Raw genomic sequence first — 14,381 nt, forward strand, 5'->3', positions numbered from 1 at the left:
CTAAAATATGCAATTGATTATTGTGAAGACAATAGATTCAGCGTGCTGAGAGCACTAGCAAGACGAGATTTTAATTGACTTGCATACTCATTCCAGTCCTCTATTTCCTTTCTTGCCACACCTGAGGTAACGGCAGCTTTTGCAACAGCAGGAGATACCATAGAAATTAATCTTGGATCAAATGGAGTAGGTATTATATATTCACGTCCATAGCTCATTTTACGACCGCCATAGGCTGCAGATATCTCATTTGGCACTGATTCGCGGGCAAGCTTCGCTATTGCATCTGCAGCTGCAATTTTCATTTCTTCATTTATTGTCGTTGCATGTACATCAAGTGCTCCTCTGAATATATAAGGAAACCCCATTACGTTATTGACTTGGTTGTTATAGTCTGACCTACCAGTTGCAATTATTGCATCTGGCCTTACAGACTTTGCAAATTCAGGCCTTATTTCTGGATCAGGATTAGCAAGAGCAAAAATGATCGGGTCTTTACCCATGCTTTTTAACATCTCTTCGCTGAGCACATCCTTTGCAGAGAGTCCGATGAATACATCAGCGCCTTTTATGGCATCAAGTAGAGAACGTTCTTTAGTGTCAATTGCATATTTTTCCTTCCACTTATTCATGTCCTCTTTTCTGTCTTTGTGTATTACTCCTTGTTTGTCACATAGCACTATGTTCTTAGCGCCCATGGACTTTAGTATTTCCAAACACGCAATACCAGCTGCTCCAGCACCATTCATGATGATCTTGACATTCTCTAATTTCTTTTCAGCAATATCGAGGGCATTTTCTATACCAGCTGCAACAACTACTGCAGTGCCATGTTGATCATCGTGGAACACCGGAATATCCATCAACTCATTTAGACGTTTCTCTATTATAAAACAATCAGGAGATCTTATATCTTCTAGATTTATTCCCCCCCAACTTGGACCAAGATACCTTACTGCATTGATGAAATCTTCTATGTTTTCTGTGTCAACTTCTATATCAATTGCATCAATGTCAGCAAAACGCTTAAATAAAACAGCTTTGCCTTCCATGACGGGTTTTGAAGCAAGAGGACCGATATTGCCAAGTCCCAGCACTGCGGTGCCATTTGAAATGACAGCCACATAATTGCTTTTTGCCGTGTAATCATAAACAGCTTTAGGATTTTTAGCTATTGCAAGGCATGGGGCTGCAACACCAGGGGAATAAGCAAGTGATAGGTCATGCTGTGTGGATAAGGGTTTTGTTGGTATAACTGATACCTTACCAGGTTTACCACTTTTATTATGGTACTTAAGTGCTTCTTGTTTTGTGGTGTTATCTAAATCATTATTCATGCTTTGAGCTTATTGTTAGTAATTTCCTAAGTATATGGGGTTTTTATGAATGTTCAACTATTAGCTTGTGAACTCTATTGTACTTCTGTATAAATTTATCTACTACGTAGGGTGATGTGACATGCTTAAGAAAAACGTGCCTAATTTGCTAACAATTTCTCGTGCGCTCGCAATACCGGCAATAATATCAAGCTTTTATATAGAGAGTAAGTATGCAAGTCTAATAACAATATTGATCTTTATGTTTGCGTGCATTACAGATTTTTTTGATGGTTATTTAGCGCGTGCATGGAAAGTCCAATCGAATTTTGGCAAGTTATTTGATCCAATTGCCGACAAGTTAGTAGTAGCTTCAACAATAATCATGCTAGTTTATAAGCATAAGATAGATGATATTACAATTATACCGTCAGTTATAATTGTTTGTAGGGAGATATTAGTTTCAGGCTTGCGGGAGTTCTTGATAGCTACAAACGTTAGTTTACCTGTGAGTAAGGCTGGGAAAATTAAAACATTTTTGCAGATGGTTGCTATAGTAGCGTTAATAATGAGTGATTATGAAGCAACTAAATATATAGGTGTGGTTTGCTTATGGGCTGCGGCTGTTATGACTATGTGGTCAGGCTATAATTACGTTCTAGCTGGCATCAAACAGATTGACTAAATTGCTTAAGAGTATACAAAGAAGGTTAATAATTTCATAACATTGACTTAGTAATTAAAATCCTATATAATGTATTAGTTCATAAGTTGGTCTGTTCATATGACTAGTATTACAGGCACTAAGTTTTTTTTAAAAAGATCCAAAGGTAAAAAAGGTGCTAAAATGGAAGATTTTTTCTGGGATTTTTGGCCAACAGTTGATGAAGAAGTCAGAAAAGAAAGAGAGGAAGAAAAAAGCAAAAAGCTCGAACAAGAACTATTAACACTAAAAAAAAGAGAGCTACATAGGAAATGTGTATCATTGGTAACAATGGTTCCATTTGCATTATTGATGGCAATTGAGCTCGAAAAAACATGTAGCGGTCAGGTATTACTTGGCCTTATAAGCAGCTCATTAGGCCATACTATATTACCTTTCACAGTCTTATCCCTTATTTGCACGCTATATTTAATTTATAATAATAGAAAAATAGCACAAAAAGAACGAGAATTGGAGAATATTGAAAGTGGGAAAACAGTAGAAAAAGAAAAGAGAGACCTTCCTTGTACCGTTGATGATTACTTTAACTATGCTGATGCTGCTTTAGTTACATTAGTTATTGTGGCTAGCATAGTAGGTGAAGCATTGGAGCAAGGAATAATAGGAGACGTAGCTTTTTCAATTTCTAGTCTATTTTACTTTGTAGCGAGTGCTACTTTCTGCTATCGCGAGTACAAGAAAAGTAAAAAATATGAAGTAGAAAAAGAGCAAGACTTTGATGAGAAGTTTGAAAAAAAGACAAGCAATATGTCTTCAGCTAAGTTAATGCTCGCTGGTTCTTCTTTATTACTAATCAGGAAAATAATATTGATTTCTGGAGTAGCATTAGCATCATCTGCTGTTGGGCCTGCTTTAGGTCTGGTAGGTATTGCTCTTTTGATGGTAGGAAGTGGATTGATCACACATTCTTATAGTAGAAAGCTAGAGAACGTAGAAGTGAGTGGAAAGGGTGTTGCAATAGGTGGTGGTGCGAGCAATATAGGTAATGGTGGCCAAGAGACGCTTTTCGTTCGATGATAATGCCAAAAATTTGTTTATTTAGGTAATATTTAGTCTATACTTTATTTTGATCAAAAAAAATCTTATGTATAAGACTTTAATCATATGCTTTTTTCTTCTGACTTGCCCCTTCACGCAGTCGTATGCGAATGATCTTGAACACACTGAAACTGAACTATATGAGGAGGCAGTTAAGCTTTATGATCAGAAAAAATATAAGCAAGCTATTAGAGCATTTCAAAAGATAGAGGATTTGTATCCTTTATCTTATTGGGCAATGAAAGCCAAATTATTGTCTGGGGTTTCTCACTATAATATGGGTAAATACAGCGGTGCTGCAAGTGATATGGATGATTATATATACGTTTATCCAAATGGTGAAGATTTGCCATATGTATATTACTTAAGAGTATTATCTTATTACATGCAAATTAACAAAGTGCAGCTTGGGCAACAAATTACATATAAAACTTTAGAGCTAGCTACTGAATATATTAATCTTTTTCCGAATAGCGAATATATAGAAGAGATCAAAGAAAAAGAAAAATTAATCACAGAACATATATCAAAAAAAGAGTATTCTATTGGTGAATTTTACCTAAAGCGTGGTGAATATTTAGCAGCAATTAAGCGTTTTCAAGATATGATAAGCGATAAAGATTCTAAATATTCTTCTAGAGTTATTAGTTATTTAATAACAGCTCACTTAGCTCTTGGCCTTGACTTAGAAGCTGAGCAGTATGAAAATATGTTAGTAGAAGGGGTGAATTAGTTTTCTTATGGCTGGTCATTCACAGTTTTCAAATATAAAACATCGAAAAGGTGCTCAGGATGCAAAGCGCTCGCAAAAATTTACGAAGCTCATTAGGGAAATAACAGTTGCTGCAAAACAAGGGCTACCTGATCCCGAGCTTAATCCACGTCTTCGCTCTGCTATCTTTTCTGCGCGAAAGGAAAATCTACCAAAAGATAAAATAGAAACAGCAATAAAAAATGCAGCTGGTAACGTTGCTGGAGAAAGTTATGAAGAAATACAATATGAAGGCTGCGGACCTTCTGGTGCTGCACTTATTGTCCATGCTCTGACAAATAATCGCAACCGAACTGCTTCTGAGATACGTTATATCTTTTCTCGCAAAGGCGGTAATTTGGGAGAAACAGGATGTGTGAGTTACCTTTTCGATCATGTAGGCTTAATTGTCTATAAAGCAGAGGGTATAAATTTTGAAGATTTATTTAACTATGGAATTGAATTAGAAGTATTGAATGTTGAGGAAAATAACAAGGAAGAATTATATGTTATAACTTGTGAAGTGAAAGATTTTGGTAGAGTGCGTGATGCTTTCTATACAAAATTTGGAGAACCAGAACTTGCTCGTCTTTCATGGCAACCAAAGGACCTGATTGAAGTGAGCGACAAAGAATTAATTGATAAATTATCTACATTAGTTGAAGAGCTAGAAGATAATGATGATGTGCAGTATGTTGAAGGTAATTTTATTTTTGCTGATAAACTATGAGGCTGGTAATACTTCCACTGCTTTGTATTTTACCAGCATATGCAACTGAAACATTTGCGCAGAAATACTATTGTCATTCCAGTGCCCAGACACTGGAAATTGATTGTAAACAGCACGCTATACAACATTTTCGATTAAAAAACTGTTCAAGCACTGGAATAACAGAAAGCAACCTAAACCACTTTCCAGCGTTACTTCAGCACGGGATCAGGAAAAAAAAAGCTGCTTTGGTGACAGAAAGTGATAGAAAGTTGTTATTCATATCCAGTGACATAAAATCCTCTTTTTTTGACGCAGAAGGTTTGGCGCCAAATACAGTAATGAGATTAATCGACATATATAAAGGTTATGGTGTAGATTTTAAAAAAGACATTGTGCCCAAAAGCAAATTGGAGGTGCTGTGTGAAAAATCACTCAGTAATCAGAAGGCTGAAGAAAAAATTTTATATACTTCACTGACAACAGATAAAAAGGTCATTAGCTTGTATCATTATGAGTCACAAGAAGCAAAAGAAGTGTATTTTAATAAAGAGGGGGTAAGCTTGAAGAGTAGCGAAATTTTTGTAAATCCTTTAAACGGAGATTTTCGTATATCCTCGAATTTTGGTAATAGAAAGCATCCCATTCATGGTAAAATTGCTTTTCATAAAGGAGTAGATTATGCAGCTAAACTTGGCACTCCTATACACGCCACTGCAGAAGGTGTAATAGAATATATAGGAAAGAATGGTGGCTATGGGAATTACATCAAAATAAAGCACAACAATAAATATTCAACTTGTTACGCACATATAAGCAAATTTAGTAGCGATGTAAAGTTAGGCTCTAAAGTAAAGCAGGGACAAATCATTGCTTATGTTGGCAGCACTGGTGTTGCAACAGGACCTCATTTACATTATGAAGTTATATATAATGGTAAACATATTGATCCGCTTACGATAGCTCATGGCAATGAGATAAAGTTGCCTGATCGTGAATTAAGAGAGTTTAAATTATTTGTAAGTAAGGTAGATGAAATAATCAGCAGAGAGGGTGCAAGTGAAAAAGCAATCTGATGAAGACAGTACAGATAAAAATACAATAAATGATAGAAATCTAAGTAAAATTCGGGCTTTTCCTGTACTAATAGCGCTAGGGTTAATTTTATTGGTACTTTTTGTGTATGACAGCACAATTGCACTTGGAGTTGCTGCTGTTTCAATATTGACTTTTTCTCAAGGATTTTTCGTTAATGATCCTAATGAAGCAAGAGTGATAGAGTTTTTTGGTCATTATATTGGAACTTATTTTAAGTCTGGAATATGCGTAACGCTTCCATTTTCGAGTAAATATAGAGTTTCTTTGAAATTTCAGAATATCAATACAGAAAAAATTAAAGTTAATGATGCTAATGGAAGTCCGATAGAGATTTCAGTAGTAATTGTTTGGAGAGTGAGCAGTCCTGCGAAGGCATATTATAATGTTAATAATTATCATGATTTTGTTTTTGTGCAAAGTGACTCGGTAATTAGAGAACTGGCAAGTAATTATCCGTATGATAGCGAAAACGATGAGGAATCTTTGCGTAAAAATTCTGATAAAATTTCAAATGAATTGAGATCAATGCTACAACAAAGATTGAATATTGCTGGAATTGAAATTACAGAAGCGAGAATATCGCATTTGGCGTATTCATCTGAGATTGCACAAGCAATGCTGAGACGTCAACAAGCACATGCCATCACCTCTGCAAGAAGGCATATAGTGCAAAATGCAATAGGAATTATCGAAGAAGTAATAGCCCATTTTGAAAAAAATAAAAGCTTACAATTGGATGGAAAACAAAAGGTTCAATTGATAAACAATTTGCTAGTTGCTCTGATCTCTGAGCAGGATGCACAGCCGACTATTAGTTTGGATAATAATTAGCATAGAAGCCGATTGGGTTTCATGAATGCAAGTCACTGTTAATTTCTTGATTAATAGACTAAATGATGTTATAAATTACACGCATTAGGGGTGCTCTAAAAAAGCTGAGAGTACATAAAGTACAACCCTTTGAACCTGATCTTGTTAAAACAAACGTAGGAAAATGTATGTATATAAATATTGAAGAATGCTTTGGCTTCATCGCGTTCATTACATCTCTCATTGGGTTATTGCCTCAAGTATATAGAGCATATATCACAAAACTTACTCGTGACGTATCGATGCTAATGTTGGTGAATTATCTTATTTGTTCATCATCTTGGCTTATTTACGGTATTTGTCAGGGTTTAACTTTTGTGATACTCAGTAATATTGCTGGATTAGTGATCAGTATAATATCAATTGTTCAAAAATGTTACTACGATGCAAAAACTGCACGAAGCGTTTTATAACCATATGCTACATTGTAGCGTGGAGCAAGAATATCGTTCTATTGTAGTACTAAATGGAGAAATACCTGATTCATCGTTTTTTAAACAAGATATACCTGTTATTGCTGTAGATGGAGGAGCAAATAAGCTTCTATCAATTGGCGTAAAACCTGATCTTGTAATAGGAGATTTGGATAGTATAAATCCGAATTTACGTGCTAATTTAAATACAGTATATCTACCTGATCAAGATTATTGCGACTTTTCTAAAGCAATGGCTCACTTAAAAACAGTAAAGTTATTGCCATCAATAGTAACGGGTATTACTGGAGGAGCAATTGATCATATACTACAAAATATTAACTTTTTTTTAAGTACAGATAGTATCTTTTATATGCCTTCGCCTCCCATGGTGGGGTACGCCTTACAAAAAGGTATTAGCTATTTTTCCTCTTTGCTAAAAAATACTAAAATATCCTTACTTGGTATACCGAAAGCTCAAATATCAACTAAAGGATTACAATGGGAACTGTACCTTAGTCACCTTGCTTTTCCAGGAAAGAATTCTTGCTTTAATCGAAGTTTAGGCAATGAGTTATCTATAGAAATACACAGCGGCGTGTGTTTAGCAATGATATATTTAGAAGCAGTAAATGATGATGGTGTGTATTGAGTTAAAACATTAAGAAAAAAAAAAGTAGAAAAACCGTGTTAACACTAATTATAAAAACTACAGGCGCCTGTTATTAGCTAAAGTAAAGGTCAAATATCTGGAATTCTGGACATAAAATCCTCCTGTATAAAAAAGATTCAGAATGTACACACAACAGATGTGGCTGAATTTTTATTGAAAAATTGGTTAAAAGGTCTGCAGACTGAGATAGATTTTGAGCTCTCTAAATATCTCTACCATCATTATAATGGCATCTTGAGTATGCGGAAGCAATTTTTTCATTAAAATAAAAAATTTTATTCTACAGCTCAAAAAGGAGTTTGCTAATTTTCACACTGAATCGGATTCCACTACTCAAACCTAGAAACTTTAATGTGCAAGTATTGAAACCGGTGTTCCCCTTCTTGTTATCCGAGTAGCCTTTTCTTGTCATTTAAGTGGCCTTTTCCTGTCCCCAGTATCTGCTGCTGTCATTCCAGTGCGTGACGTTATTTCCATCCAAGATGGTGTCATCCGAATAGCTGACACTGGTTCCTTTATGACGGCAGTGCCCAGAGGTGTCATCCCAGTGCCCAGACACTGGGATGACACCCTTCCTTGTAGAGATCTCTTGCGTTATCCTACTCATCTATTCTCGTTGCATCGTAATCGCAACTACTACTCTCTCCTTCGCATCTAGCATCGGTTTGTGATGTAGATTCGTCAGTGTCAGACCCAAACAACCATGAAAAAAACCCACCAAAAAATGATGCAATTAAAGAAAAGGGCTTCATAATTATATTAAGCAAATTATCAAAAAAAGAGCTGGGGTGTTCTTCATTTGTTGATGATTCACTTCGTGGACTAACATCATTGTGTGTAAGTGTTATGTCAATAGAATGTCCATTATCAGCAGCTTCAATTTTTACATCACTTTCTTTTTTTGCACTGATCTCCTTTTGTTCTTGTAAACTTGGTTGGACATTACCTTCTTGTCCAGCATCTTCCTCTTGACCTACTTCATTATCTTTTGATGCTATACTGTCATCAATTTTTTTGGGGGGTTTTAGTAATAGAGTTTTTATTTCTTCTGTGCTAGCTAAATCTAAAGGAGTCTTTCCATATTTATCTTGTGCATTAACATTTGCTTCTGCGTTTATTAGAGCTTCTACTATCTCTTTTCTATCATAGTTTGCAGCCCAATGTAAAGGAGTCCTCTTATCCTTATCTACTGCGTTAACATTTACTTCTGCGTTTATTAGAGCTTTTACTATCTCTTTTCTACCATATCCTGCAGCCCAATGTAAAGGAGTCCTCTCATCCTTATCTACTGCATTAACATTTGCCTTCATTTCTATTAGAATATCGACCATCTTTTCACGGCTCCACGATACATTAGGTAATGTATTCCAGTTGTTTTTTTCAATTACCAGGTGTAAAGGAGTCTTTCCATCTATATTTTGTAAATTAACATTGATACTTTCTACTTTCAGTAGATCGTCCAATTCAGGTATCTCCATCGCTTTCTTTTTTAAAAAAAAATGCAAAGGAGTCTCTTTATTTTTATCTGTTAGATTAACATTGATGCCTTTTTTGTTCAGTAGAGTGTAGAATTTATCTGTATCTATATCTAGGTCTATTTTTTGAAGAATTAAATGTAAAGGGGTTTCTCCTGCATTATTTTGTGCATTAACGTCTGCTCCTTTATCAAGTAGAAATTCTACTATCCTTTCTGTATCTTTATATCTACTTTTAGCAGCAAAATGCAGAGGAGTCTCTTCAAATTCATTTTTTACATCAACCTTTGCTCCTTTGCTGAGTAGAAATTCTACTACGTCTTTATGTCCATATTTAGCAGCAAAATGTAAAGGGGTGCTTAGATCATCACTTTGTGCATCAACCTTTGCTCCTTTACTGAATAGAAATTCTACTACACCTTTATGTCCATTTTGAGCAGCCAAATGTAGAGGAGTCTCTTCAAATTCATTTTTTGCATCAATTTTTGCTCCTTTGCTGAGTAGAAATTCCACTACGTCTTTATGTCCATTTTGAGCAGATAAGTGTAGAGGGGTCTCTTCAAATTCATTTTCTGCGTTAACCTGTACTTTTTCTTCTCTATTTAACAGATTTTCTACATCATCAATATTACCGCTTTTAGCAGCTTCAAGCAATTTGTCATTGGCATCTTTTATGCTTTGTAATAGATTTTTTATTTCTTCTGTCTTAGCTAAATCTAAAGGAGTCTGTCCTTTATCATTTTTTGTATTAACATTTGCTTCTTTCTTTAATAGGTCTTCTACTGCTTTCAAGTCGCCAAGTCTGGCAGCCAGATGTAGAGAAACCTTACAATGCTCAGCTTTTACTTCTTCGTATTTATTTAACACGTGGCGTTCTCGAGAAGAGTCATAAGCAATAAAATCTGCTCCATTATCTAATAGAACTTTTGCTATATCAGAATGATTATTTTTAACAGCCCAATATAGAGAATTACCTTGAGATCCATCATATGCATTAACATCAGCTTCTTCAATTATTAGGCGCTTTGCTTCATTAAGATCACCTCTTTTAGCAGCATCAAGTAAAGCAGCATCTATATCTCTGATTAAATAATCCATTTAACACTTCTCTATAAAATTGCATTACTATAGTAAGGTAATTAATAATTCATGAAATCTGGGTTGTAGAAATAATGATTATCCTTCGTGTTTTTCAGTATATTTAAGTAAACTATATATAAGAATTGCAATTATAGAACATACAACTGTTAATAGTAAATTTGGTAAAATGCCATAAGAAAAGAATTTTCCTACTATGTATATTCCAATAGCCCCAAACATCATATTGCAAAATGAGAGAACTGCACTACCAAGCCCTATACTTTTGACCGTTTCTAAAGCAGAAGTTACGTTATTGCTGATTACGAGTGCAAGTCCTATATTGCTTGGAATCCAAAGAACTTGAAGAATAAGTACGTTCAATTTGTTCATGAAATAAAAATATACCAATAAACCATCAGATATTATTGGTAATACCAAACCTATGATTAGCATCTTGCTCACTCCTATTTTTGGTACGTACCTTCTGTTAATTAAAGTGCCGATTACGTAAAATATGACTATGATTGATATGAGATAGCCAAAATATTGTACTTCAATACCCATTGATTCAAATATGAACGGATAGTTAGCAATGTATGCCCAAAGCCACATGAAAGTTAATCCATGAATGGCTGAAAACCCAAGGAAACGATAATTCCTGAATATTGATATATATTGCTTGAAGATATTGATTGCTATGTTGGTTTGATTTTTATTTACAGTGAGCGTTTCTTGCAGCTTCAAGTAAATAAAAATGAGCATAACAATTGCTGCAAATGATATGATAAAAAACAAAAATTTCCAACTATATCCATGTGAAATCATATAACTGCCTATTACTGGAGCTATTCCAGGTGAAAGCGCTACTACCATATTTAACTTTGAGATTACTCTTGAGTATTCACTACCTGAGTACATATCTCTGATTGCTGCATATCCGACAACGCCTGCAACACCAGCTCCAGCTCCTTGTATAAACCGGATTAATATTAAAAGTATAATATTATCAGCTATGTAACATACAATACTTGCCAAAGTAAAAATTGTCATACCAATCAGCATTATTAGGCGCCTACCATAATAGTCTGACAGTGGGCCATAAATTAATCCAGATATTGCAACTCCTACTAAATTTAAACTGATCGTAAGCTGCGCTATATTACCTTTCACCTTAAAATAGTTGGCAATACTTGGCAATGCAACTGAGTATAAGTCTGTTGCCATATCAACAACTGCTACAGATAATATCATAATAAGAGAGATGATATTTTGTGAAAAAGCTGTCGACACTAATGATTTACTGGATTAAATATGTTTAATTGTAGTATATTTTTCTCATTAGTATATTAATTTAACTGCTAAAGTTTAAAATAATTATGTAAGCAATCTCTATATAAAATATGGATAAATCACAACTAGTTAAAGAGATTTTCGATTCTGTAGCAAATTGCTACGACATCATGAATGATATAATGAGTCTTGGAATGCACAGGCTATGGAAAGAGAAGATGGTAAGTAGTGTGCATTTTAAAAAGAACTCCAAGGTTTTGGATATTGCTGGAGGAACCGGAGATATAGCTATAAGAATAGCAAGAGGTGAACCAAGTACTCAAGTTACAGTATGTGATATAAATCAAAACATGCTGGACAAAGGGCGTGATAAAGCAATAAATTCAAATCAGCTAAATTTCAATTGGGTATGTGCAAATGCAGAGAGCTTACCATTTGAAGATTCCGAATTTGATTATTATACAGTAGCTTTTGGTATTCGAAACTTTTCCGACCGTAAGAAGGCTTTAAGTGAAGCATATAGGGTATTGAAGCAAAATGGACAATTTGTCTGCTTGGAATTTGCCCCTATGCATTATCAAAATGAGATATTCACCAAATTTTATGACTTATACTCATTTAAAGTAATTCCTAAAATTGGTAGCATAGTTGCTAAAGATAAGGGTTCTTATGAATATTTAGTGAAAAGCATCAGAGAATTTCCAACTCAAACTAATTTTAAAATGGAAATTGAAGAGATAGGCTTTAAGAATGTTGAGTTCTATAATATGAGCTATGGAATAGTAGCATTACATATTGGAACAAAATGAATATTAAACTCTGGTCTATTCAGTAGTTTTTTTTGCTAACTTTCTGTAATTTCGCAGCGTTTTTCCTTCAGTAGAAATCAAGCTAAAGTTTCTTGAACGTATTGCTCTAACGAAGTACACTGTAAACTAATATTGTAACTTTTTCCTGAAGCTAAAATCTATATAATTAACTTAAAAATAAAATGCGATCTAACATTAAGCAGTTATTTTATTATATAAAACCTAATCTACATTATTTTACCGTAGCTTTTATTGCAGTTCTATTTTCAGCTTTAACGATTCTTCTTTTTGGTAAGGGCTTAAGCAACATAATTGATTCTGGCGCAGAGCATAACTTTACTACCAAGCTCGTAGTTTCAATACTGATAGTTTTAGGCATTTCTTTCACTGCATTTATTCGGTTATATTTCATTGGCATTGGCAGCGAGAAAGTTATCGCAAGAATCAGATACGACTTATATAGCAGTATCACTGACTTGCAACCAAGTTTCTTTGAGAACACAGGCGTACAAGATGTTATCTCAGCACTCATTACTGATACCTCTGCATTGCAATCGATAATAAACAGCAGCTTACTGACAATATTGAGGAATGCAGTGGTACTGACTGGTAGTGTTGCAATGCTGTTATACACAAATCTACATTTAACCGCATATGCAGCTGCAATAATACCCATACTGCTCATTATCATGACTTCACTTGGAAAAAAAGTTCGCAATTATGCACGCTTTGCTCAGGATAAATTAAGTGAGCTTGCATCATTTAGTGAGGAAAATTTTAGATCTATAGTAACCATTAAATCATTTGTACTAGAAGAAAATGAAAAAATTCGTTTTCAGAAACATCTAAACTCAGTATCAAAATCATACGTAAAATTAGTACTCTTGCGTGCTATTTTAGTAACTCTAGTTATCACGTGTGTGATAGGTTCGCTAGTTATTTTGCTTTTTTTTGGAATAAAAGAAGTCTTAAGTAATAATATGACCATTGGAGAACTCTCCTCATTTGTGTTTTATTCAGCGCTTGCGGCAGGAGCTATAAATAATTTGAGCGATAATATCAGTGATTTACAACGAGGTCTTGGAATAGTAGAGCGTTTGTTTGAGTTTACGAACATGAAAAGCTCTATAGTAAATGGCGAAAATCCTATAAGAATTAATAGTATTCAAAAAGAAATTGCGTTTAACGATGTAACATTTTTTTATGCTGATAAGCCAGCATTAAATAACGTATCATTTTCTATAGAGGCAGGCCAATCAGTATCAATTGTTGGACCATCTGGCAGTGGCAAGAGCACCATTTTAAAGCTTCTGCTCCGTTTTCACGATCCAAGTGAAGGCAGTATTACTATCGATGGACAGAATATTAAGACAATTGCGCTAAATGATCTAAGATCGCTGTTTGGCTTAGTACCACAAGATCACATGATATTTTCTTGCTCAATAATGGAAAATATACTATACGGCAAACCGGGTGCTGAATATGAGGAAGTCAGGCGAGCTGCTATCAGCGCTTATGCGATGGAATTTATTGATAAACTGCCGGATAAATTTGATACATTTGTAGGAAAAAGAGGATTAAAACTTTCTGAAGGACAAAAACAACGCATCATAATAGCAAGAGCAATACTAAAAAATCCTCAGGTTTTAATACTTGATGAAGCAACTTCTGCTCTTGATTATAAAAGTGAGAACCTAGTGCAAAAAGCACTTAGCAAATTAATGCAAAATAGAACAACAATCATAATTACGCACAGGCTATCAACCGCACTCAAAACTGACAAGATTATAGTGATTAATTGCGGGAAAGTAGAAGAAGTGGGAACTCATGATTCTCTAATGAGTAAAGATGGGCTGTATGCAAAATTGGCGAAGATATAGTAAAAACTGAAGGAAAATTTGAGTCATACTTGTTGGTTGTTATGCTAGATTGATAATGAAAATTATTAAATCTTTAATCATTTTAACTTATAATAATATCATAGTATTTTTTTAAGGATCATTATGGTTTATAATTACAGTAATTTACCAAAACTACCATTTACGGGTTATAATTTGCCAGTACCAGCCTTACAAGGACCAGTATTGAATTGTGCACAAGCTTGTACACCTCCATTTGTACCTTGTGCTACTAAT

14 protein-coding genes and 1 riboswitch are annotated in these 14,381 nt (G+C 34.5%); of the genes, 10 read left to right on the forward strand and 4 right to left on the reverse strand.

What is annotated here, in order from left to right:
- Positions 1-17: 17 nt before the first annotated feature.
- Positions 18-1,337, reverse strand: coding sequence for a malic enzyme-like NAD(P)-binding protein (locus OOK82_RS01090; RefSeq protein WP_264687195.1), 1,320 nt, complete (start codon positions 1,335-1,337; stop codon positions 18-20).
- Between the two features lie 121 nt (positions 1,338-1,458).
- On the opposite strand from OOK82_RS01090, the gene pgsA reads away from it, so the two are divergent.
- From pgsA to OOK82_RS01130, 8 genes are all read left to right on the forward strand, one after another.
- Positions 1,459-2,001, forward strand: coding sequence for a CDP-diacylglycerol--glycerol-3-phosphate 3-phosphatidyltransferase (gene pgsA, locus OOK82_RS01095; RefSeq protein WP_006012406.1), 543 nt, complete (start codon positions 1,459-1,461; stop codon positions 1,999-2,001).
- 99 nt (positions 2,002-2,100) lie between these two features.
- Positions 2,101-3,057 (forward strand): hypothetical protein, encoded by a 957-nt coding sequence (locus OOK82_RS01100; protein WP_264704294.1) that lies wholly within the window; start codon positions 2,101-2,103, stop codon positions 3,055-3,057.
- A gap of 67 nt (positions 3,058-3,124) precedes the next feature.
- Positions 3,125-3,811: an outer membrane protein assembly factor BamD gene (gene bamD / locus OOK82_RS01105; RefSeq protein WP_264704295.1), complete on the forward strand. Its 687-nt coding sequence runs from the start codon at positions 3,125-3,127 to the stop codon at positions 3,809-3,811.
- 7 nt (positions 3,812-3,818) lie between these two features.
- Entirely contained in the window at positions 3,819-4,559 is a 741-nt protein-coding gene (locus OOK82_RS01110; protein ID WP_264687196.1) for a YebC/PmpR family DNA-binding transcriptional regulator, read from the forward strand.
- Entirely contained in the window at positions 4,556-5,614 is a 1,059-nt protein-coding gene (locus OOK82_RS01115) for a M23 family metallopeptidase (RefSeq protein WP_264375469.1), read from the forward strand. The genes OOK82_RS01110 and OOK82_RS01115 overlap by 4 nt, the downstream gene beginning before the upstream one ends.
- A complete protein-coding gene (locus OOK82_RS01120) occupies positions 5,598-6,467 on the forward strand; it encodes an SPFH domain-containing protein (protein ID WP_264687197.1) in 870 nt (289 codons plus the stop codon). Before OOK82_RS01115 ends, OOK82_RS01120 begins: the two co-directional genes overlap by 17 nt.
- Before the next feature lie 76 nt (positions 6,468-6,543).
- A riboswitch (TPP riboswitch) is annotated at positions 6,544-6,646 on the forward strand.
- On the forward strand, positions 6,635-6,919 hold the full coding sequence (locus OOK82_RS01125; protein WP_017532519.1) for a SemiSWEET family sugar transporter: 285 nt from the start codon (positions 6,635-6,637) through the stop codon (positions 6,917-6,919). It overlaps the preceding riboswitch by 12 nt.
- Positions 6,891-7,571 carry a thiamine diphosphokinase gene (locus OOK82_RS01130; protein WP_319803546.1) on the forward strand — a complete coding sequence of 227 codons (681 nt, stop codon included), beginning with the start codon at positions 6,891-6,893 and terminating at the stop codon, positions 7,569-7,571. Before OOK82_RS01125 ends, OOK82_RS01130 begins: the two co-directional genes overlap by 29 nt.
- 429 nt (positions 7,572-8,000) lie before the next feature.
- Here OOK82_RS01130 and OOK82_RS01135 read toward each other — a convergent pair whose 3' ends face one another.
- The 3 genes from OOK82_RS01135 to OOK82_RS01145 all read right to left on the reverse strand — a co-directional run bounded on the left by OOK82_RS01135 (position 8,001) and on the right by OOK82_RS01145 (position 11,398).
- The gene (locus OOK82_RS01135) at positions 8,001-8,162 is read right to left on the reverse strand and encodes a hypothetical protein (RefSeq protein ID WP_264687199.1); all 162 of its coding nucleotides are present in this window, start codon (positions 8,160-8,162) and stop codon (positions 8,001-8,003) included.
- 29 nt (positions 8,163-8,191) lie between these two features.
- A complete protein-coding gene (locus tag OOK82_RS01140; protein WP_264704296.1) occupies positions 8,192-10,165 on the reverse strand; it encodes an ankyrin repeat domain-containing protein in 1,974 nt (657 codons plus the stop codon).
- A 78-nt stretch (positions 10,166-10,243) separates the two neighbouring features.
- Positions 10,244-11,398, reverse strand: coding sequence for a Bcr/CflA family efflux MFS transporter (locus tag OOK82_RS01145; RefSeq protein WP_264704297.1), 1,155 nt, complete (start codon positions 11,396-11,398; stop codon positions 10,244-10,246).
- Positions 11,399-11,547: 149 nt separating this feature from the next.
- Here OOK82_RS01145 and ubiE point away from each other — a divergent pair, with 149 nt between their 5' ends.
- Both ubiE and OOK82_RS01155 read left to right on the forward strand, forming a co-directional pair.
- Positions 11,548-12,246, forward strand: a complete 699-nt coding sequence (gene ubiE / locus OOK82_RS01150; RefSeq protein ID WP_264704298.1) for a bifunctional demethylmenaquinone methyltransferase/2-methoxy-6-polyprenyl-1,4-benzoquinol methylase UbiE — start codon at positions 11,548-11,550, stop codon at positions 12,244-12,246.
- A gap of 182 nt (positions 12,247-12,428) precedes the next feature.
- Positions 12,429-14,126 (forward strand): ABC transporter ATP-binding protein, encoded by a 1,698-nt coding sequence (locus OOK82_RS01155; protein ID WP_264687204.1) that lies wholly within the window; start codon positions 12,429-12,431, stop codon positions 14,124-14,126.
- Positions 14,127-14,381: the final 255 nt, after the last annotated feature.

The sequence above is a fragment of the Wolbachia endosymbiont (group B) of Apotomis betuletana genome, from assembly GCF_947250475.1.
In the GTDB taxonomy this organism is placed as follows: domain Bacteria; phylum Pseudomonadota; class Alphaproteobacteria; order Rickettsiales; family Anaplasmataceae; genus Wolbachia.